This window comes from Streptomyces sp. NPDC058691, from assembly GCF_042714775.1.
Taxonomy (GTDB): Bacteria; Actinomycetota; Actinomycetes; order Streptomycetales; family Streptomycetaceae; genus Actinacidiphila.
Genome location: NZ_JBHXSO010000009.1, coordinates 18,918 through 43,867 on the forward strand (window position 1 = coordinate 18,918; position 24,950 = coordinate 43,867).

20 protein-coding genes are annotated in these 24,950 nt (G+C 71.7%); 14 read left to right on the forward strand and 6 right to left on the reverse strand.

Annotated features, from left to right (window positions below; all coding sequences use genetic code 11):
• Positions 1 to 107 precede the first annotated feature (107 nt).
• The 3 genes from metG to ACFWVC_RS08655 all read left to right on the forward strand — a co-directional run bounded on the left by metG (position 108) and on the right by ACFWVC_RS08655 (position 5,596).
• On the forward strand, positions 108 to 1,835 hold the full coding sequence (gene metG, locus ACFWVC_RS08645; RefSeq protein ID WP_384280502.1) for a methionine--tRNA ligase: 1,728 nt from the start codon (positions 108 to 110) through the stop codon (positions 1,833 to 1,835).
• Positions 1,835 to 2,389: a hypothetical protein gene (locus ACFWVC_RS08650; protein ID WP_384280504.1), complete on the forward strand. Its 555-nt coding sequence runs from the start codon at positions 1,835 to 1,837 to the stop codon at positions 2,387 to 2,389. The genes metG and ACFWVC_RS08650 overlap by 1 nt, the downstream gene beginning before the upstream one ends.
• Positions 2,390 to 2,533: 144 nt before the next feature.
• Positions 2,534 to 5,596, forward strand: coding sequence for an FG-GAP-like repeat-containing protein (locus tag ACFWVC_RS08655; protein WP_384280507.1), 3,063 nt, complete (start codon positions 2,534 to 2,536; stop codon positions 5,594 to 5,596).
• Between the two features lie 80 nt (positions 5,597 to 5,676).
• Here the strand turns inward: ACFWVC_RS08655 and aspS are convergent, their stop codons facing one another.
• Positions 5,677 to 7,446, reverse strand: coding sequence for an aspartate--tRNA ligase (aspS, locus tag ACFWVC_RS08660; RefSeq protein WP_384280509.1), 1,770 nt, complete (start codon positions 7,444 to 7,446; stop codon positions 5,677 to 5,679).
• Between the two features lie 117 nt (positions 7,447 to 7,563).
• Between aspS and ACFWVC_RS08665 the strand changes: the two genes are divergently transcribed.
• From ACFWVC_RS08665 to ACFWVC_RS08680, 4 genes are all read left to right on the forward strand, one after another.
• Positions 7,564 to 9,666 carry a SpoIIE family protein phosphatase gene (locus tag ACFWVC_RS08665; protein WP_384280514.1) on the forward strand — a complete coding sequence of 701 codons (2,103 nt, stop codon included), beginning with the start codon at positions 7,564 to 7,566 and terminating at the stop codon, positions 9,664 to 9,666.
• A 21-nt stretch (positions 9,667 to 9,687) separates the two neighbouring features.
• On the forward strand, positions 9,688 to 10,161 hold the full coding sequence (locus ACFWVC_RS08670) for an SseB family protein (protein ID WP_384280518.1): 474 nt from the start codon (positions 9,688 to 9,690) through the stop codon (positions 10,159 to 10,161).
• Between the two features lie 117 nt (positions 10,162 to 10,278).
• Positions 10,279 to 11,232 (forward strand): pirin family protein, encoded by a 954-nt coding sequence (locus ACFWVC_RS08675; RefSeq protein WP_384280523.1) that lies wholly within the window; start codon positions 10,279 to 10,281, stop codon positions 11,230 to 11,232.
• Between the two features lie 235 nt (positions 11,233 to 11,467).
• Complete coding sequence (locus ACFWVC_RS08680; protein WP_384280525.1) at positions 11,468 to 11,707, forward strand: DUF397 domain-containing protein; 240 nt, start codon at positions 11,468 to 11,470, stop codon at positions 11,705 to 11,707.
• A 9-nt stretch (positions 11,708 to 11,716) separates the two neighbouring features.
• On the opposite strand, the gene ACFWVC_RS08685 is transcribed toward ACFWVC_RS08680, so the two are convergent.
• Entirely contained in the window at positions 11,717 to 12,214 is a 498-nt protein-coding gene (locus ACFWVC_RS08685) for an ATP-binding protein (RefSeq protein WP_384280527.1), read from the reverse strand.
• 193 nt (positions 12,215 to 12,407) lie between these two features.
• Between ACFWVC_RS08685 and ACFWVC_RS08690 the strand changes: the two genes are divergently transcribed.
• Positions 12,408 to 13,277 (forward strand): helix-turn-helix domain-containing protein, encoded by an 870-nt coding sequence (locus ACFWVC_RS08690; RefSeq protein ID WP_384280533.1) that lies wholly within the window; start codon positions 12,408 to 12,410, stop codon positions 13,275 to 13,277.
• A 181-nt stretch (positions 13,278 to 13,458) separates the two neighbouring features.
• Positions 13,459 to 13,833 carry an STAS domain-containing protein gene (locus ACFWVC_RS08695; RefSeq protein WP_384280536.1) on the forward strand — a complete coding sequence of 125 codons (375 nt, stop codon included), beginning with the start codon at positions 13,459 to 13,461 and terminating at the stop codon, positions 13,831 to 13,833.
• On the opposite strand, the gene ACFWVC_RS08700 is transcribed toward ACFWVC_RS08695, so the two are convergent.
• On the reverse strand, positions 13,830 to 14,264 hold the full coding sequence (locus ACFWVC_RS08700; RefSeq protein ID WP_384280538.1) for a CBS domain-containing protein: 435 nt from the start codon (positions 14,262 to 14,264) through the stop codon (positions 13,830 to 13,832). The two genes, ACFWVC_RS08695 and ACFWVC_RS08700, sit on opposite strands and share 4 nt — an antisense overlap.
• A gap of 121 nt (positions 14,265 to 14,385) precedes the next feature.
• Between ACFWVC_RS08700 and ACFWVC_RS08705 the strand changes: the two genes are divergently transcribed.
• Positions 14,386 to 14,655 carry a DUF1876 domain-containing protein gene (locus ACFWVC_RS08705; protein ID WP_384280541.1) on the forward strand — a complete coding sequence of 90 codons (270 nt, stop codon included), beginning with the start codon at positions 14,386 to 14,388 and terminating at the stop codon, positions 14,653 to 14,655.
• A gap of 17 nt (positions 14,656 to 14,672) precedes the next feature.
• On the opposite strand, the gene ACFWVC_RS08710 is transcribed toward ACFWVC_RS08705, so the two are convergent.
• A complete protein-coding gene (locus ACFWVC_RS08710) occupies positions 14,673 to 15,872 on the reverse strand; it encodes a magnesium and cobalt transport protein CorA (protein ID WP_384280545.1) in 1,200 nt (399 codons plus the stop codon).
• Positions 15,873 to 16,056: 184 nt separating this feature from the next.
• Between ACFWVC_RS08710 and ACFWVC_RS08715 the strand changes: the two genes are divergently transcribed.
• The 3 genes from ACFWVC_RS08715 (at position 16,057) to ACFWVC_RS08725 (ending at position 21,087) form a co-directional block, all read left to right on the forward strand.
• Positions 16,057 to 16,326 carry a chaplin gene (locus ACFWVC_RS08715; RefSeq protein WP_384280550.1) on the forward strand — a complete coding sequence of 90 codons (270 nt, stop codon included), beginning with the start codon at positions 16,057 to 16,059 and terminating at the stop codon, positions 16,324 to 16,326.
• A 438-nt stretch (positions 16,327 to 16,764) separates the two neighbouring features.
• Positions 16,765 to 19,287, forward strand: a complete 2,523-nt coding sequence (locus ACFWVC_RS08720; protein ID WP_384280554.1) for a SpoIIE family protein phosphatase — start codon at positions 16,765 to 16,767, stop codon at positions 19,285 to 19,287.
• A 150-nt stretch (positions 19,288 to 19,437) separates the two neighbouring features.
• Positions 19,438 to 21,087, forward strand: coding sequence for a glycosyl hydrolase family 18 protein (locus ACFWVC_RS08725; protein ID WP_384280556.1), 1,650 nt, complete (start codon positions 19,438 to 19,440; stop codon positions 21,085 to 21,087).
• A 57-nt stretch (positions 21,088 to 21,144) separates the two neighbouring features.
• On the opposite strand, the gene ACFWVC_RS08730 is transcribed toward ACFWVC_RS08725, so the two are convergent.
• Positions 21,145 to 22,620: a cellulose binding domain-containing protein gene (locus ACFWVC_RS08730; RefSeq protein WP_384280560.1), complete on the reverse strand. Its 1,476-nt coding sequence runs from the start codon at positions 22,618 to 22,620 to the stop codon at positions 21,145 to 21,147.
• Between the two features lie 155 nt (positions 22,621 to 22,775).
• Complete coding sequence (locus ACFWVC_RS08735) at positions 22,776 to 24,017, reverse strand: MFS transporter (RefSeq protein WP_384280564.1); 1,242 nt, start codon at positions 24,015 to 24,017, stop codon at positions 22,776 to 22,778.
• 166 nt (positions 24,018 to 24,183) lie between these two features.
• On the opposite strand from ACFWVC_RS08735, the gene ACFWVC_RS08740 reads away from it, so the two are divergent.
• A complete protein-coding gene (locus ACFWVC_RS08740; protein ID WP_384280567.1) occupies positions 24,184 to 24,942 on the forward strand; it encodes a hypothetical protein in 759 nt (252 codons plus the stop codon).
• The last annotated feature ends 8 nt before the right edge of the window (positions 24,943 to 24,950 follow it).

The window sequence follows — 24,950 nt, forward strand, 5'->3', positions numbered from 1 at the left end:
TCCGCATGCCGGGCCCGGCGAACGGGTGGCTCCGCGCGGTCGGATACGATATTGACGGTCCGTAGAGGAAATCCTCACCCACAGTGACGACTTGGGAGCAGCCGGCAATGGCTCGACACCTCATCACCAGCGCCCTTCCGTACATCAACGGGATCAAGCACCTGGGCAACATGGTGGGGTCCATGCTCCCGGCCGACGTCTACTCCCGGTACCTGCGCCAGCGCGGCCAGGACGTCCTCTACATCTGCGCGACCGACGAGCACGGCACCCCGGCCGAGCTCGCCGCGCAGGAGGCCGGTCTGCCGGTCGACGTGTTCTGCGCCCAGCAGCACGACGCGCAGAAGGCGGTCTACGACGGCTTCGCGCTCTCGTTCGACTACTTCGGCCGCAGCTCCTCGCAGCAGAACCGGGAGATCACCCAGGCCATCGCGCGGGAGCTGAAGGAGAACGGCTTCATCGAGGAGCGCGCCATCCGCCAGGTCTACTCCCTGGACGACGAGCGCTTCCTGCCCGACCGCTACATCGTCGGCACCTGCCCGCACTGCGGCTACGACAAGGCGCGCGGCGACCAGTGCGAGAACTGCACCCGCGTACTGGACCCGACCGACCTGATCGAGCCGCGCTCCGCGATCAGCGGCAGCAGCCGGCTGGAGGTCCGCGAGACCAAGCACCTCTTCCTGCTCCAGTCCAAGCTCTCGCACGAGGTCGAGTCCTGGGTCGACGAGCACGGCAAGGACTGGCCGACCCTCGCCTCCTCCATCGCCCGCAAGTGGCTGACCGAGGGCCTGCAGGACCGTGCGATCACCCGCGACCTCGACTGGGGCGTGCCCGTCCCGGCCGACACCTGGCCGGAACTCGCGGCCGAGGGCAAGGTCTTCTACGTCTGGTTCGACGCGCCGATCGAGTACATCGGCGCCACCAAGGAGTGGTCGGACGCCGCTGCCGGGGGCGAGACCCGCGACTGGCGCTCCTGGTGGTACGACGTCGACACCGACGTCCGCTACACCGAGTTCATGGCCAAGGACAACGTCCCCTTCCACACCGTGATGTTCCCGGCGACGCTGCTGGGCACCCGGGACAAGTGGAAGAAGGTCGACTACGTCAAGGCCTTCAACTGGCTGACCTACTACGGCGGCAAGTTCTCCACCTCGCAGCGCCGCGGCATCTTCACCGACGCCGCCCTGGAGATCCTGCCCGCCGACTACTGGCGCTACTTCCTGATCGCCAACGCGCCCGAGTCCGACGACACCTCCTTCACCTGGGAGCACTTCGCGGCCTCGGTCAACAAGGACCTCGCCGACACCCTCGGCAACTTCGTCAACCGCGTGCTGTCCTTCTCCCGCAAGCGCTTCGGCGACGAGGTGCCCGCGGGCTCCGCGGCGGGCGAGGCCGAACAGCGCCTCGGCGCGCAGATCGCCGAGCTCCTCGCCGAGTACGAGCGGCACATGGAGGACCTCCAGTTCCGCAAGGCCGCCCAGGCCCTGCGGGCCCTGTGGAGCGCCGGCAACTCCTACCTGGAGGAGAAGGCGCCATGGCTGGAGATCAAGACAGATCCGGACGGCGCCGCGCTCACCCTGCGCACCGCGATGAACCTCATCCACCTGTACGCGGTGGTCTCCGAGCCCTTCATCCCGGCCTCCGCCGCCGCCATGCGCGGTGCCTTCGCCCTGGCGGACGACACCGCGGTCTGGGTCACCGCCGACGAGGCCCGCGCCCTGTCCGCGGTCCCGGCGGGCACCGCCTTCACCGTCCCGCCGGTGCTCTTCGCCAAGATCACCGATGAGGACCTGGAGTCCTACCGCGAGCGCTTCGGCGGTCAGCCGGAAGCCGCCTGATGAGCACGCCGGCGCCCGCCCAGGGCAAGTCCCCGTTCCTGCTCCTGCTGGCGGTCGGCCTGACCCTGGCGCTGGTGGTCGCGGCGGTCATCGTCGCCGTCTCGCTGACCGGCGGCCACGACTCCCGCACCGGCGCCGCCCCGGACGCGGGCGGCGCCTGCCGAGGCAGCAACATCTCCCTCGGCACGGCCGCCCAGCGCTTCCGGCTGGAACTGCCGGACGACGCGAAGGACGTGCACTACCTGGCCCAGTCCGGCGGCCTGTCCGGCAACTACGACCTGGAGATGCGCTTCCGCACCACGGCGGCCGGCCTCCAGCACTTCCTGACCGGCTCCGGCTTCCCGAAGCTCAGCGACGACGAGCACGTCCTGCGGGCCGGCCAGCCCGACGCCGACCCCTGCCGCCACGACTCCGAGGGCCTGCCCAACGCCCGCTACGCCGGCGACCAGACCACCGGTGACGGCGCCACCCACCGCACCTACGTCCGCGGCGTCGCCGTCGACGACTCCGACGCCGCCCGCCCGGTCGTCGCCCTCGTCGCCATGGACACCTGACCCCGCCGGGGGCCGCCGGCCTGCGGCGTATTCCGTACACATCCCGGTGCTAGCATCCGCGCCGCACATGTGTACGGAGGGCGTTGCCCGCCCTCCTCGGGGAGGGAACCTCAGGTGGGCCGTCATGCCCTCAGACCCGGCCGCTTGGCCGCCGCAGTATCCGCCACCGCGCTGGGCCTGCTGGCCGGGCTGGTGCCGCTCCTCACCGACACGGGTGCGCACAGCGCGCAGGCCGCGGAGGCGACCTCGGAGGTCGTCCTGGACCATCCCAGCGAAGACCGGCCCCGGGACGAGCGGTTGCTCGCCGCCGGCACGACCGGCTTCCTGCACCGCGAGTTCGACCGGCCGGGCCTGGTCTGGACCGACTACGCCGGCGGGAAGGACACCACCGTCCGGGACACGAACGGCGTGTACGCGCCGGCGAAGCCCTGCGCTCCCGTCGGCTGGGTCTGCTACGGAGGCTGGTACGGACAGGGTGCCGACACGGTGGCCCTCCCCGCGGAGGGGACGACCGGTCGGTCCGTGCAGTTGTGGGACCCGGCCACGCACACGTTGAAGACGGTCACTTCCGCGGACGGCCCGTACGTCGCGACCTACGGGGACACCGTGGTCACCCGCAGGACGCTGATCGACTTCGTGGACGGTGTGCAGCGTGAGCGCCAGGTCTCGGGCGAGACGCTGTGGATCCCTCCGGACGCGCCCCGGGCCGGTGACCGCGACGGCGTTCTCGTCGAGGCCGGAAGCACCCTCTATTACCTCGACTTCGCTTCGGCGACCCTGAAGGTGGCCTTCTCGGACGTCGCCGGTGGGGACGGTCAGTTGATCCTCACCAAGGACCGGCTGGGTTGGTTCACCCCTGGCCTGGGCCTGCACCTCAAACCGCGCGCCGACCTGTCCGCTGAGCAGACCCACTACGCCATCGGCACGGGCTTCACGAGCGAGACACGGGTGGCGCTCGTCGGCGACTGGCTCATGCTGCAGCCCCCGGACAACCTCGGGATCAGCACCGCGGTCACCGCCGTCTCGCTCACTGACGGGTCCACCCGGGACCTGCTGCCCAAGTCCTACGGCAACCCGTTGCCGACACCGGACGGCGACGCCCTCGTCACGGGCGGAACCGGCGGCGGCGACTGGTGGGTGTGGCGGCTCGGCCAGGCAGCGGACGGTTCGCCGCGGCTGACCAAGGTCACCCGGGTCGCCCAGTACGAGGACCCCAAGCTCGGGCTCGGCCTGAGCCGGGGCCGTCTGCGGGTCGCGGAGTCCGGCGACGCGGGAGCGACCGTCTCCACGGGGACCTGGGACATCGCGGCGCAGGGCGGCGCGCCGGTCGCCTCACCGCGCGCCGCGGGCCAGAACGTCGTGGGCACCTGCCCGTACAGCGCGAGCACGGTCAAGTGCGTCCTCATGTGGGGCGACAGCCTGGTCGGGGATGCCGTCCTCACCTCGTCCGGTGTGCTCAAGACCCTCGACGACGACCCCAACAGCAGCAGCCCCGAGGTGGACTTCCACGCCGGGGGCGGCGGCCGGGTCGTGGACGTCTCCGACCGCTGGGCGGTCTACAACTCGGCCGGCAGTTCCCCGGCCCAGTACGTCGGCGAGTTCGGCCAGGGCACGCTGCTCAAGCGCAGCATCCGGGCCGCGGCGCTGAACGGCTCCACGCTGTGGAGCCCGGGCACCACCGCCGGGCAGCTCACCTCGTACAGCCTGACCGCGTCCAAGACTCTGAGCACCGTGTCGGTCGGCGCCTCCTGCGTGCCGGTGGAACTCCAGGCCGTGGGCAACTGGGTGTACTGGAGCTGCGGGGACGCCGGTCCTGCCGGGGTCTACGACATCAAGGCGAAGAAGTCGGTCACCGTGGAGCCCGGTGACGTGCTGCTCGGCGACGGATACACCGTCCGGCACGACCACGCGGCGGGCACCCTGGTGCTCACCGATGCCGCGTCCGGTGCCAAGCGGGTCCTCTCCGGCGACGTGGCCGAGAGCGGCCTGCCGGCCGACCGCCGGTACCGCTTCGCGGTGGACGAGTACACCGGTCTGGTGGCGTGGGTCGATCCCATGGAGCGCGTGCACGTGGCCACCGCCGGGGTCGGTCCCTCGGCTCTCGGACTGTTCGCGGCGTCCGCCGACCCCGATGTGAACGGCAAGGGCACCTCCCTGTCCGCCACTTGGGATGCCGACTGGCTCCTGTCCCGCCCCGTCTCCTCCTGGACGCTGACCTTCAGCACGCCGCAGGGCAAGGTGCTGCGCACGCTCTCGGGGAAGGAAGTCGTCGCCGAACTGGTCGTCACCTGGAACGGCAAGACGGCCACCGGCGCCTACATCCCCAACGGCACCTTCAAGTGGAGCCTCAAGGCGGTCCCGGCCGGCGCGGTCTCCGCGGTGACGGTGGCGTCGGGCTCGGCGAAGATGTACGGCGGCACCGCCGCCCTGCACGACTACACCGGGGCGGGCAGCCGGCTCGACGGCGTGGGGGACCTGCTCACGCTGAACTCCTCCGGGGTGCTGACCTACGCGATGGGCAAGACGTCCACCGGTGCCTTCACCGCCCGGGACAAGGGCTCCGGCTGGCCCACCACCATCAAGGCCGTCCCCGTCGGGGACATGAGCGGTGACCGCTGCAACGATCTGATCGTGCGGCTGAGCAGCGGATCGCTGCGGCTGTACAAGCCCGCCTGCGGCAAGGCCGTCACGCCGTCGACCGCGTACACCTCGCTGGGGACCGGGTGGAACCAGTACGACCTGCTCACCTCGCCCGGTGACATCTCCGGGGACGGGCGGCCCGACCTGCTGGCCCGCAAGGCGTCCGACGGGGACATCTACCTCTACAAGGGCACCAGCACCGGGAAGTTGTCGTCGCGCGTGAAGCTCTACGACAACTGGAAGGGCTACAAGAAGATCGTCGGCGTCGGCGATCTGAACGGCGACGGCTGGGGCGACATCATCCAGCAGGACACGTCGAACGAGCTGTGGCGCCGCAACGGCACCGGCAAGGGCACCTTCGGTGCGCGGGTGAAGCTCGCCGACAACTGGGGGTCGTCGTACAACGTGCTCGTGGGCGTCGGGGACGTCACCGGGGACGGCAAGGCGGACCTGGTGGCACGCGACACCTCGGGCACGCTGTGGCGCTACAACGGTGACGGCGCCGGGAAGTTCGGCGGCCGGGCGAAGATCGGCACGGGGTACCAGGGCTACAAGGGCCTGTTCTGACCCGAGCACCCGACCCGAACGCCGAGGGGCCCGGAACCAGTTGGTTCCGGGCCCCTCGGCGTCACAGCGTGCCGAGGCCGTCAGGCCTTCTTCTCGGGCGGCAGCCGCAGCGCGAGGTGCAGCTCGCGCAGCCGCGCCTCGTCGACCTCGCTCGGCGCGCCCATGAGCAGGTCCTGGGCGTTCTGGTTGAGCGGGAAGGCGATGGTCTCGCGGATGTTCGGCTCGTCCGCGAGCAGCATGACCATGCGGTCGACGCCCGGGGCGATGCCGCCGTGCGGCGGGGCGCCGAAGTGGAAGGCGCGGAGCATGCCGCCGAACTCGTGCTCGACGGTCTCGCGGGTGTAGCCGGCGATCTCGAACGCCTTGTACATGACGTCCGGTTCGTGGTTCCGGATCGCGCCCGAGGAGAGCTCGACACCGTTGCAGACGATGTCGTACTGCCACGCCAGGATGTCCAGCGGGTCCTTGGTCTCAAGCGCCTCCAGGCCGCCCTGCGGCATGGAGAACGGGTTGTGGGAGAACTCGATCTGGCCGGTGTCCTCGTTCTTCTCGAACATCGGGAAGTCGACGATCCAGCAGAAGCGGAACACGTCCTCCTCGAACTGCCCGGCCCGCTTGGCGGCCTCGACGCGGACCGCGCTCATGATCTTGGAGACCTCGTCGAACTCGCCGGCGCCGAAGAAGATCGCGTGGCCCGGCTTGGCGTCGACGGCGGCGAGCAGCGCCTTGACGTCGTCCTCGGTGAGGAACTTGGCGATCGGGCCGGTGAGGGCGAGGTCCTCGCCGACCCGCACCCAGGCCAGGCCCTTGGCGCCCTGCTCGACGGCGTAGTCGCCGAGGTTGTCGAAGAACTTGCGCGGCTGGTCGGCGGTGTCCGGCACCGGGAGGGCGCGGACGTGCTTGCCGGCGAAGGCCTTGAAGCCGGAGTCGGCGAACAGGTCGGAGACGTCGACCAGTTCGAGCTTGGCGCGCAGGTCGGGCTTGTCGTTGCCGTACTTCACCATCGACTCGCGGAACGGGATCCGCGGGAACGGCGAGGTGACGTGGCGGCCGCCGCCGAACTCCTCGAAGAGGTCGGTCATGACCTTCTCGATGACCCCGAAGACGTCCTCCTGCTCGACGAAGCTCATCTCCACGTCGAGCTGGTAGAACTCGCCGGGCGAGCGGTCGGCGCGGCTGTCCTCGTCGCGGAAGCAGGGCGCGATCTGGAAGTAGCGGTCGAAGCCCGCGATCATCAGCAGCTGCTTGAACTGCTGCGGGGCCTGCGGGAGTGCGTAGAACTTGCCGGCGTGCACACGGGAGGGCACCAGGAAGTCGCGCGCGCCCTCGGGGGAGGTGGCGGACAGGATCGGGGTGGCCAGCTCGTTGAAGCCGAGCGCGGTCATCTCACGGCGCAGGAAGCTGATGACCTGCGTGCGCAGCATGATGTTGCGGTGCATGCGGGCGCGGCGCAGGTCGAGGAAGCGGTTGGTGAGCCGCATCTCCTCGTTGGCGTTGTCCTCCGGGAAGACCGGGAAGGGCAGCTGGTCGGCGGCGCCCAGCACCTCCAGCTCGGTGACGTCGACCTCGATCTCGCCGGTGGGCAGGTCGGGGTTGACGTTCTCCGCGGTGCGGGCGAGCACACGGCCGTCGACGCGGAGCACGGACTCCTTCGACTGGTGGCTCAGGGCCTCGTACGCGGGCGAGCCCGGGCGGGCGACGAGCTGCACCACGCCGTAGTGGTCGCGGAGATCGACGAAGAGGATGCCGCCCAGATCCCGGCGATTGTGCAGCCATCCGCTGAGGCGCACTTCCGCGTCTACGTCGGTGGCGCGCAGCTCACCGCAGGTGTGGGACCGGTACCGATGCATCGTTCATCCAAGTCGTCTGATTGCGGGGATGAGGCGCACCCAGTCTACGGGCCCGCGCACCTGCGACCCCATTCGTATCAAAGGTGCGAACAAACCTAAACTATGACAATGGCGTCAATGGGCATCGAGGACGTGCTGCGCGCGCTCGGCACCGGCGTATGGCGCTGGGACGGCGCCACCGACCGGGTGGAGCTCGACGCGGTCGGCGCCGGCCTGATCGGACTGGCACCACGGCCGCAGAAGGTGCACTCGGGGGTGGTCCGCGCCTGTTTCGACGCATCCGACTACGTGGACATGTCGGCGGCGGTGGCACTGGCGGTCGCCGAGGGCACCCCGTCGGAGTCGGTCCTGAGGGTGGTCGGCCAGGGCGGAGAGATCGTCCGGACGGTCGCCATGCGGACCTACGGCGTCCGCAGCGCCGACGGATGGCCGAAGGAGATGGTCGGCACGCTGCACGAGGTGCCCGCGGCGGCCGCGGTCCCGGACGGGCTGCCCGGCCGTGGCGCCGGCGCCGCGCAGGTCGCCCCCGTGGAGCGGCGGCGGGCGCGCGAGGCCTTTCTGCTGGACGCGGGCCGCGCGCTGGCCGAGGCCGACAGCACGCAGGAGGTGCTGCGGGTGGCCGCCCATCTGTCGATGCCCGGCTTCTCCCCGGACGGCCTGGCCGTCTTCGGCGTGCACGGCGAGCACCTGTCGGTCATCGGGCACCACGGGCAGCGGCCTGGCGCCGAGACGCCCTTCCTGGAGATGCCGCTGGCCACCGACTATCCGGCGGCGGTGGCCGTCCGCACCGGCCAGGCGGTCTACCTGCCGAGCCCGGAGGCCTACGAGGAGCGCTTCGCGGCGACCTGGCCGCTGGTGCGGGGCTTCGGCCGGTGCTCCTGGGCCTATCTGCCGCTGGTCGTCGCCGGTCGGACGATCGGCGCGTGGATGGCCGCCTTCCGCGAGCCCGTCGCCTTCACCCCCGACGAGCGCTCGGTGCTGACCACCGTCGCGCGGATGCTGGCCCAGGCGCTGTCACGGGCGCGGGTGCACGAGTCCGAACGCGAGCTCTCCGACGGCCTGCGGCACACGATGCTGCCCACGCGCCGCCCGCACATCGACGGCATGACCGTGACATCCCGCTATGTGCCCACCGGCGGCGGACCGCAGGTCGGCGGCGACTGGTACGACGTGATCGACCTGCCCTCCGGGCGCACCGCGCTGGTCATCGGCGATGTCCAGGGCCACGACCTGCGGGCCGCCGGGCTGATGGGCCAGCTGCGGATCGCGCTGCGGGCGTACGCGGCCGAGGGGCACCGCCCGGACGCGGTGGTGTCCCGCACCTCGCGCTTCCTCGCCGGGCTGACCGCCTGCGCGCGGACCGAGGACGACCGCTTCGCGACCTGCCTCTACGTGGAGGTCGACCCGCAGCGCGGCGTCCTGGAGGTGGTGCGGGCGGGGCACCTGGACCCGGCGCTCCGGCTGCGGGACGGCACCGTGCTCACCCGCAGGACGGCCGGTGGCCTGCCGCTGGGCATCGCCCCGGACTCCGACTACCCGACCACCCGGCTCACCCTGGAGCCCGGCGAGACCCTGCTGATCTGCACCGACGGACTGATCGAGACCGGCGGCCACGACCTGGACACCGGCTGGAAGCGGCTGCGCACTGTGCTGGAGTCCGGCCCCGCCGACGATCTGGAGGCGCTGGCCGACGCGGTGGTCGGGGCGGTCCACGGACCCGCCTCCCATCACACGACCGGACCGCTCGCCGACCGCCGCCAGGACGACATCGCGTTGCTGCTGCTGTGCCGCACCAGCGAACCGCCGGTCTGCGAGGTGCCGCTGCGCCGCAGCGTGCTCACCGTCTCCCAGACCGACCCCCGGGAGATCGGGGCGGCCCGCGAGGAGGTGCGCGCCCTCCTCCACGACTGGACCTGCGCCGAGCAGGTCGACGCGGCCGTGCTGCTCGTCTCGGAGCTGGCCGCCAACGTCCTGCTGCACACCGACGAGGACGCGGCCCTCTCCGCCCAGCTGCGGGGGATGCCGGGCGGCCGGCGGCTGCGCGTGGACGTACGGGACCGTGCCGACGAGATGCCGCACCTGCGCTCCCCCGGGGAGATGGCCTCCTCGGGGCGCGGGCTGCTGCTCGTCCAGGAATTGTCGGACGCCTGGGGCGTCGATCCGCTGGGCGACGGCAAATCGATCTGGTTCGAGCTCTACGAGGCTCCCACGCCGGTCTAGCGGCCCGATACTCTTGCCCCCGTGTACGGCTACGACCAGAACGCGACAGCGGGTGCCGCGCCCCCGATGGGCGGGGCGCCCATGGGTGGTGCGCCGATGGGCGGCGCCCCGATGGGCGGGGGGTACCCCGAACCGTCGCCGCCCTCGCTCGTGGACGCGGTGCGGGCGTTCACCACCGGCTCGATGTCGGCGGAGGACTTCCAGGCGGTCTTCGCCACCTCCAAGGTGTACTGCCCGCGCGGCGACAACCCGGGATTCCTGGCGCTGCACGACACGCAGCAGCCGGTGATCCCGATGTTCTCCTCGCTCAAGCAGCTGCGCCGGTACGCGGGCAAGGAGTCCAAGTACTTCGTCATCACCGGCGCCGAGGTGCTGGACCTGCTGCCGACCGGCTACGGCTTCGTGCTGGACATGGAGGGCGAGCACCGGATGGTGTTCGACGCCAAGGCCGTGGAGCAGATGGTGGAGTTCACCATGCGCCGCATGTACGGCTGACGAGCGGCGGGCAAGAGCCGCCGCGGGGCGGGAACCGGACAAATACCCAGGGAATGGTTGCGGGAAGTTCAGGGTTCAACTATGTTGAACGTTGAACTAACCGAGGAGGACCGGATCATGCCCGCAGTGACCGTCGAGAACCCGTTGACCCTGCCGCGTGTCACCGCTCCGGCGGGCGCGAACGCGCGCCGTGCGCTGCAGGTGACGACCGCCCCGGCCGGCTTCGAAGGCGAGGGATTCCCGGTCCGCCGGGCCTTCGCCGGCATCGACTACAAGAACCTCGACCCGTTCATCATGATGGACCAGATGGGCGAGGTGGAGTACGCGCCGGGCGAGCCCAAGGGCACCCCCTGGCACCCGCACCGCGGCTTCGAGACCGTCACCTACATCATGGACGGCACCTTCATCCACCAGGACTCGCACGGCGGCGGCGGCACCATCAGCGACGGTGACACGCAGTGGATGACCGCGGGCAGCGGCCTGCTGCACATCGAGACCCCGCCCGAGTCGCTGGTCATGAGCGGCGGCCTCTTCCACGGTCTGCAGCTGTGGGTGAACCTGCCGGCCCAGGACAAGATGATCGCGCCGAAGTACCAGGACATCCGCGGCGGCAACGTCAAGCTGCTGACCTCCGAGGACGGCGGTGCCCTCATCCGGATCATCGCGGGCGAGATCGACGGCCACCAGGGCCCGGGCGCCACGCACACCCCGATCACCATGCTGCACGTCTCGCTGAACCCCGGTGCCCAGGTGACCCTGCCCTGGCGCGCGGACTTCAACGCGCTGGCGTACGGCCTGGCCGGCCGCGGCACCGCGGGCCCCGAGCGCCGGCCGTTCCGGATGGGGCAGTCCGTGGTCTTCGGGCGCGGCGACTCGCTCACCATCAGTGCCGACGAGACCCAGGAATCGCGCAGCCCCAACTTCGAGGTCGTGCTTCTCGGCGGGCTCCCGATCCGCGAGCCGATGATGCAGTACGGCCCGTTCGTGATGAACACCCACGCCGAACTCGCCCAGGCCTTCGAGGACTTCCAGGCCGGCCGGCTCGGCAGGATCCCCGCCGGCCAGGAGTGATCCGGCGCCGCCTCGCGGCAACCTGAATAACGCGGCCCCGGCCGGGAATCCGATTCCCGTCCGGGGCCGTCGCATACGGTGGGGACAGTTCCGCGCGGCGGGTCGTTGCGGTCTTCGTCGGCTTGTGCATTTCACCCTGAGTGACTGCACGTGCACTTGCACGTGCAGATGCACGTGACTTCGATCTCTGGCTATCATCTCCCCTGTCCTGCACGGTACTTACCTGGAGAGAAGCATGCGCCACACGTACAACGGCATGGCCGCGTCCGATCTCTCCGGAGTGGTGTGGCAGAAGAGCCGGCACAGCAATGCCAACGGGCAGTGCGTGGAACTGGCGGCACTGCCGGACGGTGATGTCGCCGTCCGCAATTCGCGTTTTCCGGACGGACCGGCGCTGATATACACGAAGGACGAGATCGAATCCCTCATCCTGGGGATGAAGAACGGGGAGTTCGATCACTTTGTGGCGAACTGACCGCCGCCGTCACTTAAGGTGACGGCGCGTCTCTGGATCCTCTGGCTCCGGCAGCGTGAACAGCGCCCAGACGACCTTCCCCGCCCCGCTCAGCGGGTGCCAGCCCCAGGTCTCGCTGAAGGACTCCACCAGATGCAGGCCCCGGCCGGATTCCGCCACGAAGTCCGGTGCCATGGTGACGGGCCCGTGGCTGCTGGGGTCGCGGACCGCGCAGACTACGCGCGTTGACCACCGGACCAGGCTGAGCCGGACGCACCCGTCGGTGGCGTCCTCGGGGAGCGCGTAGCGCAGGGCGTTGGTGACCAGTTCCGAGGCGACGAGTTCCACGCCGTCCTGGAGTGCGTCCAGATCCCATGCGCGCAGAATCGTCCGGGTGAACCGGCGCGCGTCACCGACGGCCTCATAGTGCGGCGGAAGCGGGCAGGACGTGGCGCTCGACGACGAAAGACGCTCGGGGACCAGCCCATCCCATAACGGCTGCAGCCCGGTCGAGCTATCGGTCCACATGCGCACCACCCGGTATCGGCACGTACGTCATCGTCCCGTACGGCCGATGGACGATGCAAGGGGCGGATGCACGTGCATTTGCATGACGCGATACGGGTGGGACGGAAGTGGCGATCGAGAGTGACCGATCGCGTACTCAACGCAGCGCGAAGGTGGCAGACTGCTGGATGCCACGGGGAGAAGGTAGGCGGAAATGACCACAGTTCAGTCGGGAAGCGGATCGATGGTGCGCCGCATCCTTCTGGGCTCGCAGCTGCGCAGGCTGCGCGAATCCAAGGGCATCACCCGTGAGGCCGCCGGCTACTCGATCCGTGCGTCCGAGTCGAAGATCAGCCGGATGGAGCTCGGGCGGGTGAGCTTCAAGGAACGCGACGTGGCCGATCTGCTCACCCTCTACGGGATCTCCGACGACGCCGAGCGCACGGCGCTCCTCGGCCTGGTCCGCGAGGCCAACGTCGCCGGCTGGTGGCACGGCTTCGGCGACGTCCTGCCCTCGTGGTTCCAGACCTACGTGGGCCTGGAGGAGTCGGCCTCGGCCATCCGCAGCTTCGAGAGCCAGTTCGTGCACGGACTGCTCCAGGCCGACGAGTACAGCCGCGCCGTCATCGAGCTGGGGCACCCGGGCGCCCCCGGCGAGGAGGTCGAGCGCCGGCTGGATCTGCGCCACAAGCGGCAGAAGCTGCTCACCAGCGAGAACGCCCCGGAGATCGTCGCGGTGATGGACGAGGCCGTGGTCCGGCGCAGCTTCGGCGGTGCCGAGGTGATGCACGCCCAGTTGCGGCATCTCGTGGAGGTGTCCCACCAGCCGAATGTCACGGTGCAGCTGTTGCCGCTGGAGTTCACCGGCTATTCGGCGGGCGCGAGCGGCACCTTTACACAGCTGAGTTTCCCGGAATCCGATGTCTCCGATGTCGTCTATGTCGAGCAATTGACCGGTGCCATGTACATCGACAAGCGGGACGAAGTGGACCAGTACCACGACGTCATGGAGAAACTCCGTACCGACAGCCTCTCTCCCGCGGCCACCCGGGACCGGCTGAACAGCATTCTCCAGGCGATGTGACCACTGCCCTCGGGTGTCCCGCGGGGGCGATCCTCCCCGCGGTCCACGGGTGCCCCTGAACGGCCGCATTCCGTTTCCGTCCCGGGCCTGAATTTCGCGAGTTTTCCTGCCGTTCACCCGATCGAGTGAAGTGATCCTTGACATGCCGATCAGGTCATCGGCCTGGTGATCTCATGCTGCGGTGGACCGGTACCTGCGCACCTATCAGAGCAACGGGTGCCTCGTGGTGGAGCTCAACGGGGAGATCGACGTCGAGGCGGCGGTGGCGATCACCCCGCTCCTCGACGACCTCACGCAGGCCCCCGCCCCGTCCGTGGTGATCGACCTGAGCCCGGTGCGCTTCATCGACTGCTCGGGGCTCTCGGTGCTGTGCCGGGCCCGCCGGCGCGTTCTCGCCCACGGCGGGACGCTTCAGCTCGTCTGCGCCCGCCCCATGACGCTGCGCATCCTGCGCGCCACCGGGCTGATGACCGCCTTCCGGCCGGTCGCCGACCTCGACGCGGCGCTGGCGCGGCTTTCCGGCGGTCCCGGCCCCGGTCCCGGCCCCGTTGCCTAGGTGTTCCGGTCGGTGCAGCAGATCGCCGTGACGAACTCGGCGACGCGGTCCTTCTCCAGGTGGCGGGCGATGTCCGCCTCGCTGATCATGCCGATCAGCCGGTGCGCGGGGTGGTCGATCACCGGCAGTCTGCGGACCTTGGCCTCCTCCATGACCTCCAGGATCCGGTCGACCTCCTCGTCGCCCTCGATGATCTCCGGCCGCCCCTGCGCGAGTTCACCGCAGGACACCTCGGACGGGTCGCGCCCCTGCGCGACGCACTTCAGCACGATGTCCCGGTCGGTGACGATGCCGACCAGCACGTCGTCGTCCCCGCAGATCGGCAGGGCCCCGACGTTCTGCTCGCTCATGATCCGGGCCGCGTCGGCCAGGTTCTCGCGCTCACCGATGCACATGGCGCCGGGATGCATGATGTCCAGAGCCGTGGTCATGACGGCGCCTCCTCCGTGGCGTAAGTCGCCTCTTCCCTGCGTCCATCGTCACCCTGGTGGAGTAGTTCCGCGAGAGGGCGCACCCTGGAAGGGAGACCGGGGACCGCTGGAGGTGCACGTCATGCAGACCCTCGTCGGATGGCACATCGAGATGGACTTCCGTGAGGAAGGTTCCAGGACCAAGGCCGCGGCGCTGCTCCGCCTGCCGGACGGCACGGAGGTCAGATCGCACGGCCACGCCAACCGGCATCCCGCCGACCCCTCCCAGGACCGGGTCGGCGAGGAACTCGCCGCCGCGCGGGCGCTGAACGACCTCGCCCGTCAGCTGCTCGGCAAGGCCGCGCACGAGATCGAGGAGGTCACGCACCTCTCGGCGCACCCCCGGATCTGACCGCCCGGCCACCGCCGTCAGAGCCAGCCGCGCCGCTTGAAGACCAGGTAGAGGCTGACGCAGACCACGCCCATCAGCACGATCGCGAAGGGGTAGCCGAGCAGCCAGTGCAGCTCGGGCATGTGGTCGAAGTTCATGCCGTAGATCGTGCCGACGAGGGTGGGCGCGAAGAGGATGGCGGCCCACGCGGAGATCTTCTTGATCTCCTCGTTCTGCTCGAAGCCCGCCTCCGCCAGCGCCCGCATCTCGGCGTTCTGCTGCTGGGCGACGAGTGTGGCGTTGAGCGTCAGCAGGTCACCGAGCGCCTGACGGAACCCGTCGACGCGCTCGATGGTGTGGGTGACGTGGTCGGCGACGTCGCGCAGGTAGCGCTGGAGTTCCTCGCCGGTGCCGTACTTCTCGAAGCCCGCCTGCAGGCCCTCCAGCATGGAGGAGAGCGGCCGGGTGGCGCGCTGGAACTCCAGCACCTCCTGGGAGAGCTCGTAGATCCGGCGGGAGACCTGCGGGTCCCCGCCGAAGACCTGGATCTCGCTCTCCTCCATGTCCGTCTCGACGCCCGCCACGACCGGCGCGTAGCCGTCGACGACCGTGTCGAGTATCGCGTAGAGCACCGCCTCCGGGCCGAGCTTGAGCAGCTCGGGGTTGCTCTCCATGCGGCGGCGCACCGCGGACAGGTCGGGGGCGGTGCCGTGCCGTACGGTCAGCACGAAGCCGGGGCCGACGAAGATGTGCAGCTCCGCGAAGTCGACCTCCTCGGGCAGGTCCAGATAGCGCGCCGCGCGCAGCACGACGAAGAGGGTGTCCCCGTACCGCTCCAGTTTGGGGCGCTGGTGGGCCTGGATGGCGTCCTCCAGTGCCAGCGGGTGCAGGTCGAACTCCTTGGCCAGTGAGACCAGCTCGGCCTCGGTCGGCCGGAACAGCCCGATCCACGCCATCGCGCCCGGTTCGGCGCGCAGTTGCGCGTACGCCTCGGCGAGGGAGGACGGGGTCGCGATGCGGCGGCCGCCGCGGTAGAGGGCCGCGTCCATGACGCTGCTGACCGTCACACCACCGGCGCCGGACGACTCCGGCTCCAGGGGGACGTGCTCCTCCCCGGAGGGCGCCGGGGCCGGCGGGGCGGGGCGCGCGTGCTTGGCCTTGGCCGTCCTCGCGGTTCTGGCCTTCTCCTTGGCCGAGTTCCTCAGCGCGCGCAGGGTACGCAGGCGACGTCCGGGCACCGGCCACACCCCCTCTCACGGGACACCTGTGCAGCGTAGGCCCTGCCTCCGCGGTTCCGCGTCGTGCCGATGCGGGCGGCCGCAATTCGGAGGGGGCCGATCGGGTGACGCCGGGGCCGCCGACGTATCGGCTCCCGCGCACGGGTCGTTGGACAGATCCCATCCGTGATCACTGATTGGAACCATGCTCGTGAACCGTATCGCCAAGGCCGCCGCTCTCACCGCCGCTGCGAGTGCCGCCGTTGTCGGCAGCGCCGGTGGCGCCCTCGCCCTCGACGGCCACGGGCACGGCGGCTCCCACGCCCAGGGCAAGGCCATCGGCTCCCCCGGCGTCATCAGCGGCAATGTCATCCAGGTTCCGGTGAACATCCCGGTCAACGTCTGCGGCAACTCCGTCAACCTGATCCTCTCCCTGGTCAACCCGACCCTGGGCAACGTCTGCATCAACCGCTGAACCGACAGGCCGGCGCCGGATCCCCGGCGCCGGCCCGGCCGCGGGGCGGCGGGGGCACATCACGTGCCGCCAGCGCTTCGTCCGTGGCCCGCGCGGCGGCCTTCGGGCCGCCGTTTCGCATGTCGCGCCCCTCCCGGCGGACCCCCGGCCGGCCCCTCGGCCGCCGCGCGAACGGCGCTCCGCACGCGGCGGGCGGCGACAGGGGCCCGCGAGTAACCTGAGTCGCAGGGGCCTCGGCAGCCGATCTCCGGAGGACGCGACGGACCTCCTGCGCGTGCCGGATCCGACCCCGGCCCCTTCGCCACCGGTCCGGTCTTTCCGGTCCCTCCGCTCCCGTCCCGTGACTCCCCGATCCCGCGATCCCGAGGGCGGCCCTCGCCGAGTGGGAAGAACGGTAGACGGAGCGTAACGTTGCGGGCGGATACGGAGTGGCTGGCCATGGGGACACCCGAGGGACACGCGGACGCAGGCGTGGCGGATGCCGTCACGCTGGTGCTCGACGCGCGGGGTCTGGTGCTCAGCTGGCCGCCGGCCGCGCGGCGGCTGCTCGGGCTCGCCGCCGACGAGGTCGTCGGCCACCCCGTGGAGGAGCTGCTGGCCCCGCAGGACGTGAAGCGGCTCCCCGAGATCCGGGCCCGCTGCCGTTCCGAGGGCGGCTGGACCGGGGTGCTGCGGCTGCTTCGCTCCGACGGCTCCGTGCCGACGCTGGGCGTGCGGGTGGCGGCCCTGCCCGCGGAGGCGGCGGGCTCCGGGGCCCGCTGGCTGGTGCTGGCCGCCGAGTCCTCGCGCACGGCGCGCTCGGCGGCCTCCGGGCTGACCACGACGATGCTGGAGCGGATCGTCGGCCAGACCCCCATCGGGCTGGCCGTGGTCGACACCGAACTGCGCTGCGTGTGGTCGAACGCGGCGCTGGAGCGGTTCGGCGGCGGTCCCGCCCAGGAACGGATCGGGCGCCGGCTCGCGGAGATCCAGCCCGGTCTGAACGCCACGGTCCTGGAGGCGCAGATGCGCCAGGTCCTGGAGACCGGGGTGCCGGTGATCGACTACGAGCACGTCGGCCGGTTTCGGACCGCCCCGCGCCGGGAGCAGGCGCACTCGATGTCCTTCGTCCGCCTGGAGGACGAGCGCGGTGTCCCGGTCGGGGTCTGCTACTCCGTGATCGACATCAGCGAACGCTGGCGGGGCCGCCAGCGGCTGTCCCTGCTGGACCGCGCGAGCGAGCAGATCGGCCGCACGCTGGACGTCATGCACACCGCGCAGGACCTGGCCGACGTGGTGGTACCGGATCTGGCCGACTACGTGACCGTCGAACTGCTGGAATCGGTCATCAAGGGCGCCGAGCCGCAGCCGGGCCGGATCGACGACGCGCTCACGGTGACGCTGCGCCGCGCGGGGGCGCGGGCCGCCCGGCAGGGCGAGCCGGAACCGGCCTTCGGGCTCGGGGCGATCGCCACCTACATGCCTGGCACACCGCCGATCCGGGCGCTGACCGACGGCCGCTCGTGGTTCACCCCCCGGCTGGACCCGCTGGGCCTGGAGTGGTCCGCGGGCGTGCCCGGTGCGCGGTCGCAGCGCTTCGGCGAACTCGGCCTGCACACCGCCATGGTGGTGCCGATCCGCGCCCGGGGGGTCACCCTCGGCGTGACCCTGTTCTTCCGGATCCGCAGGGCGGAGCCCTTCGACGCCGAGGACCTGCGGCTGGCCGAGGAGGTGGTGGCGCGCGCCGCCGTGTGCGTCGACAACGCCCGCCGCTACACGCGCGAGCGGGATGCCGCGCTGGTGCTGCAGCGCAGTCTGCTGCCGCACGTCTTCCCCCCGCAGGACGCCGTGGACGTGGCCACCTACTACCGCCCGGCCGACGAGCTGTCGGGGGTCGGCGGGGACTGGTTCGACGTCGTCCCGCTGTCCGGGGCGCGGGTCGCCCTCGTGGTGGGCGAGGTGGTGGGGCACGGCATCGACGCGGCCGCGACCATGGGCCAGCTGCGCACGGCGGTGCGGACGCTGGCCGATCTCGACCTGCCGCCCGAGGAGTTGATGGCGCACCTGGACGACCTGGTCGTGCAGGTGGCCCGGGAGCAGCGGGACGCGCTGCCGGCGGGGGTGGACGGCGGTGTGCTCGGGTCGAGCTGCCTGTACGTGACGTACGACCCGGTGAGCCGGAGTTGCGCCATGGCCAGCGCCGGGCATCTGCCGCCCGCCGTGCTGTCGCCGGGACGGGACGCGGTGCGCTTTCCCGACGTGCCGATCGGGCCCTCGCTGGGGCTGGGCGGACTCCCCTTCGAGGCGGTCGAGTTGACGCTCGACGAGGGCAGCGTGCTGGCCCTCTACACCGACGGCCTGCTCGCGTCCCCGGGCAACCCGGACGCCATGACACTTCAGGACACCGGGCGGGAGCGGCTGCGCGCGGCGCTGGAGGGCGGCGACCTCCCGCTGGACGGCCTGTGCCGCAGCGTGGTCGACGAACTCGCCCCGGCGCGGCCGACGGACGACGTGGCGCTGCTGCTCGCCAGGACGCGCAGCCTCGACACCGGCCGTGTCGCCTCCTGGGACCTGGCCAGCGATCCAGCGGTGGTCGGCCGGGCCCGTGAGATGTCCACCCGGCAGCTCGACTCGTGGGGGCTGCCCGGCCTCGCGTTCACCACCGAGCTCGTGGTGAGCGAGCTGGTCACCAACGCCATCCGGCACGCTTCCGGTCCCATCCGGCTGCGCCTGATCCTGGAACGGGCGCTGATCTGCGAGGTCTCGGACGCCAGCAGCACCTCGCCGCATCTGCGGCATCCCCGCACCCTGGACGAGGGCGGCCGGGGGCTCTTCCTGATCTCGCAGTTCGCGCAGCGCTGGGGTACCCGCTACACGGGCGAGGGGAAGATCATCTGGGCGGAGCAGTTCCTGGACGGCCAGGCCCCGGGCCCCGGTGCCGGCAGGGAGCCGGGCGAGCTCCCGGTGCGCGAAACGGTCTGACGAATTCCGCTTCCTATGGTCCAGACCTATTGACCGGCTGGTCCAGACCTTTCTACGCTCTGCGAGTGAACTGTGGTGGGCATGTCATCGCGTCAACGGCCCGCCAGGCGGCAAGGTTTCCCCGTCGGCCCCCCACTCGAGGAGCACCCCTTGAGCACTGGAGACACCCCACGCACCTCACGGACCAGACGCCTCAGGGCCTCGGCGGTCGCGGGCTTCACCGCGCTGCTGCTGCCCGTCGCGGCACTCGTCGGTCTGGCCACCCCGGCGCACGCCGCGGGCACCACCGCCACGTACACCAAGACCCAGGACTGGGGAACGGGGTTCGAGGGCAAGTGGACGATCACCAACAGCGGCACCACCAGCATCAGTAGCTGGACCGTCGAGTGGGACTACCCCGCCGGCACTTCGGTGACCTCGGCGTGGGACGCCGACGTCACCAGCTCCGGCACCCACTGGACCGCCAAGAACAAGAGCTGGAACGGGACCCTGGCCCCGGGCGCCAGCGTCAGCTTCGGTTTCAACGGCGCCGGCGCCGGCAGCCCCAGCGGCTGCAAGCTCAACGGCGGCTCCTGCACCGGTGGCGGCGGCGACCCGACCCCGACGCCCACGCCCACTCCGACCCCCACACCCACGCCGACGCCCACCCCGACGCCCACGCCGACCCCCACCGGTCCGGTGGGCAACAAGATCCGTCTCGGCTACTTCGCCGAGTGGGGCGTCTACGGCCGCAACTACCACGTCAAGAACCTGGTGACCTCGGGCTCGGCGAGCAAGCTGACCCACATCAACTACGCCTTCGGCAACGTCACCAACGGCCAGTGCGCCATCGGCGACTCCTACGCCGACTACGACAAGGCCTACACCGCGGACCAGAGCGTCGACGGCGTCGCCGACACCTGGGACACCGGCGCGCTGCGCGGCAGCTTCAACCAGCTGCGCAAGCTGAAGAAGCAGTACCCGAACATCAAGATCCTCTGGTCGTTCGGCGGCTGGACCTGGTCCGGCGGCTTCGGCCAGGCGGCCGCCAACCCGACCGCCTTCGCCAACTCCTGCTACAACCTGGTCGAGGACCCGCGCTGGGCCGATGTCTTCGACGGCATCGACATCGACTGGGAGTACCCCAACGCCTGCGGTCTGTCCTGTGACACCAGCGGGGCCTCGTCCTTCAAGACCCTGATGTCCGCGCTGCGGACCCGGTTCGGCTCGGGCAACCTGGTCACCGCGGCCATCAGCGCAGACGGCACCAACGGCGGCAAGCTCGACGCCGCGGACTACGCGGGCGCCGCACAGTACGTCAACTACTACAACGTGATGACGTACGACTACTTCGGCTCCTTCGACGCGGACGGCCCGACCGCTCCGCACTCCCCGCTCACCTCCTACAGCGGCATCCCGATCGCCGGGTTCTACTCCGACGCGGCGATCCAGAAGCTGAAGAGCAAGGGCATCCCGTCGAACAAGCTCAACCTGGGCATCGGCTTCTACGGGCGCGGCTGGACCGGCGTCACGCAGGACGCCCCGGGCGGCTCGGCGACCGGCGCCGCGCCGGGCACGTACGAGGCGGGCAACGAGGACTACAAGGTCCTCAAGAACACCTGCCCGGCCACCGGGACCGTCGCGGGCACCGCGTACGCCCACTGCGGCAGCAACTGGTGGAGCTACGACACCCCGGCGACCATCGCGGGCAAGATGACCTACGTGAAGAACCAGGGCCTCGGCGGCGCGTTCTTCTGGGAGTTCAGCGGCGACACCAGCAACGGTGAGCTGGTCACCGCGATCAACAACGGCCTGAGCTAGTCCGGCCGGAGGAAGGCCGGGGAGGCGGTCCTGCCGCCTCCCCGGCCTTGTCCGTGCTCAGGCCGCGCAGCGGGAGCCGTCGAGGGAGAAGGACGCGGGCGCGGCATTGCCGGAGTACCGGGCGCCGATGAAGCCGAAGGCGGCCGAACCGCCCGCGCCCAGCGAGCCGTTGTAGCCCTTGGCGCGGACCGTGACCGAGGGGCCGGACTGGGTGAAGTCCGCGTCCCACATCTGCGTCACGCGCTGGCCGTCGGGGAACGTCCACTCCAGCCGCCAGTCCGATCGCGGCGTGCGGGTCGTCACCGTCACCGCGGCCTGGAAGCCGCTGTCCCACTGGTCGACCAGCGTGTACGTGACGGAGCAGGTCGCCGCGGGGGCGGAGGACTCGCTGTGTGAGGGCCGTGCGGGCGGGGCGCCGTGCGAAGGGCGGCGGTCCGGCGCGGCGGGGATCGTGTGCTCCGCGGCGGACGGCTCGGCGTCACCGGGGAAGGACGCGTCGTCGGAGGGGTCCTGCGTTCCGGTGGGCGCGGGGGCACTGGGCGCCGCGGGCCCGGGCAGGGGCGACAGGCCGGCGTCGGTGCCGCCCTGCGCGGTGGGCGCGGCGGACGCGGCCCGCGGCGCGGAGTCGTCGGCGGTGACGAGTACGGTCAGCCCGACCACGGCGGCCAGCAGCCCGGCGGCGGCCACGACGCCCACTCTGCCGCCGGGTACGCGCCGTGCGACCCGCCCGGCCGGGCGCCGGATCCGGCGCGGCGGCCTGCGGTCGGCACGGGGGAACGGCGGCTGCGCCTCGCCGGTGCGGGCCGCCTGCCGGCGGGCCTCCAGATACGACGGGCCCGCCCAGCCCAGCACGCCCTCGGCGAGCGCCTGCGCCAGCCCGTCGCCGTGCGGGGTCAGGCAGACCGCCGCCTTCGTGCACTCAGGGCACCGGTTGAGGTGCCGGCGCAGGTCCTCCGGCACCGCCTCCTGCGGCATGCGCGTGGTCACGTCCAGCAGCCCGGCATAGGCGGCGCACTCGTGCGTCGGGGGCTCCGCCAGGTGCGCGCTCAGGCAGTGCTCGCGGAAGATCTCGTGCGCGCGGTCGGTCTCCCGGGGGTCGCCGGCCGGACGGCACTCCACCTCCGCGTACCAGAGCGTCTCCGCGACGCGCTCCGGCATCGCCCTCAGCCCGCGCAGCGCCAGAGGCTCCGTGCGCTGGGCCCCGGTGCGGGCCCTGCGGGCGGCGCGCTCGGCGTTCAGCCAGATCCGCAGCTCGGGCTGCAGGCTGTCGCCGTCGCCTCCGGCCGCCCAGTGCGCGGTGGTGTCCCGGACGGCCGTCAGCAGGAAGGGCAGGCACGGCAGCCCCGCGCCACCGGTGCCGGGTGCGTGCGCCGTGTACGGCTCCTTGGCCACCGCCAGCCCGCGGTCGAAGGCATCGGCGGCCAGCCGGCCGCCGGCCTCGGGAGTGAGGGCGCACAGCTGCGCGAAGCAGAGCACTTCCCCCCAGTACTCGGACAGCAGGACGGCCTCGGGGACCGGGGCTGCGGGCGTCATGGAGCGGGGGACCACCCTTCGGCGTCGGGGAGGCTGCGCCTTTGTGGTGCGGGGAGCCTTTCACGGCTCCTGCACAAGTGGCAAGACGCGATGTCCTTTGCCCGGACGGGGCGTTGGCGGCCTTTCGATGCGCGATGCGGCGCCTGCCGTGGCCGTCACGCCGCCCGGCCGGCGGGTGCGCCGGTGGTCCGTGGCAGCGTCGCGCGGATGACCGGGAGGGACAGGACCGCGGCCACCGCGGCGAGTTGCCAGACGGCGCCGAAGCCGAGGACGCCGGAGGTGCCCAGGAGCACCGACAGCGGCCCGGCGGCGGCGAGCCCGACGGGGCCCAGGGCGAAGGCGCCGAACGCGCCGTACGCGCTGACCCGGGCGACGGCCCCGGGCGGCACCTGGGACTGGGTCACGGTCGCGTAGAGGGTGCCGGCGACGGACGAGCAGACGCCCGCGGCCAGCGCGCCGGCGCACACCCACGGCAGCGACTCCCCGGAGGCGAGGGCGGCCGACGGCAAGGCCCAGCCCACAGTGGCGGCCGTGGCGACGAACAGCGGCCGGCGTGGCCGGCGGCCGAGCATGGCTGTGCCGCCGGCGACCGCGCCCGCCCCGTACAGCGCCATGACCAGGCCCCACGAGGTCGCCCCGCCGAGCCGGCGCTGCGCGACGAGGGGGCCGAGGACCAGGAACGGCGCCCACACGAAGAAGTTGAACAGGCAGACGTGCAGGGAAGTGACCCACAGCCAGGTCCGTGAGCGGAACTCCGTCCAGCCTTCCCGCAGGTCGGCGAGGAAGGATGCCGCGGGGCCGGTGGGGCCGGCCGTGCGGGGCAGCAGGAGCAGCGCCGCGACGCTGACGCCGTAGGTGGCGGCGTCCACCGCGAACACCGCCGCCGCGCCGGCGGTCGCGGCCAGCAGGCCGGCGAGGGCAGGCCCGGCGACCGAAGCGGCCGAACGGGCCACTCCCAGCAGCGCGTTGCCGTCCGACAGCGCCTCGCCCCGCACGATGCGCGGCACGAGCGCGTCCAGCGCGGGGGTGAACAGCGCCTCGGCGGCGCCCCAGACGACGACCAGCGCCATCAGCGTCCCGAGGTGCGGTTCGCCGCCCAGCAGGGCCAGGGCCAGGCCGCTCTGTGTGAGGCAGCGTGTGACGTCCGCGGCGAGCATCACCCGCCGGCTGCCCCAGCGGTCGCTGAGGACGCCGCCGGCGAGGAGCACCAGGACGAGCGGCAGGATCCGGGCGGTGAGGACGAGGCCGAGTTCGGTGCCGCCGCCACCGGTCTCCAGGACGGCGAACGCCAGCGCCACCGACGCCATCGACGAGCCGAACAGGGAGGTGGCGTAGCCGGTGAAGAAGCGGCGGAAGTCGCGTTCCCGCAGCACGGCGGGGCGGAAGTCGAAGGGCATGCGCGCAGCGTGCAAGGGCCGCACGCCGACACGCCAGGCCCTCGGGCGAAGTTATTGAGTCGTGCCGACTCAACTTATGCTGGGTGCAGTTGCAGACGACAGGCCATTTACTGCGGTCTGTGGGCCGCGGGCCGCGGTGAAGGTGCGCATCGACAGGGGGGTGGGGATGAGCCGTCCGGTGGAGTACGCCGTCGCCGTCGACCGCTATCTCTCCGCCACGGGCCTGGGCACCGGCTCCCGCCGGGTCTACCGGATCGCCCTGGCCACCTGGGCATGGGGCCTGGTCGACCGCGCCGCGCCCCTCGGGCGGGGGCGGCGCAATGCCGCGCCGCCCGCCGTCCCCCTGGTGCTCCTCGACTCCCCGCAGGCGGCGCAGCGGTTGCGTGAGGCCTTCGCCGAGCGCTCCGCCGCGGTCGGCGCCCGCACGGCCAACCGCGAACTGTCCGTCCTCGTGGGCGCCGTGACCTGGTGGCGGGCGCAGGGCTGGCTGACCGGCGACCCCGTCGACGGCCTGCGCGCGCTGCCCCTGCCGGAGCCGCGCGCCGCGGGAGGCGGGCCCGACGCGGACCGCGTGCGGGCGGTGCTCCGCCTGTCCGCCCCTCTGCGTGAACAGGCCCTGTGGCATCTGCTCCACGACACCGGGGCGCCCATCGAGCGGGTCCTCGCCCTGGACGTCGACGACCTGGACCTGCCCGGCCACCGCACCCGCGAGCGCCTCGGCGGCACGCCGCTGCGCTGGGGTGAGGCGACGGGCCGGCTGCTCGCGCTGCTGACGCTCGGACGCGTCGGCGGGCCGGTGTTCCGCACCGGGCGCGGCCGGCTGTCCTACCGCCGCGCGGCCGAGGTCTTCACCGCCGCCACGCGCCCGCTCGACCCGGGCGGGCGCGGGTGGACGCTGCGGGAACTGCGCGGCCCGGGGCGGTGATCCGCGGC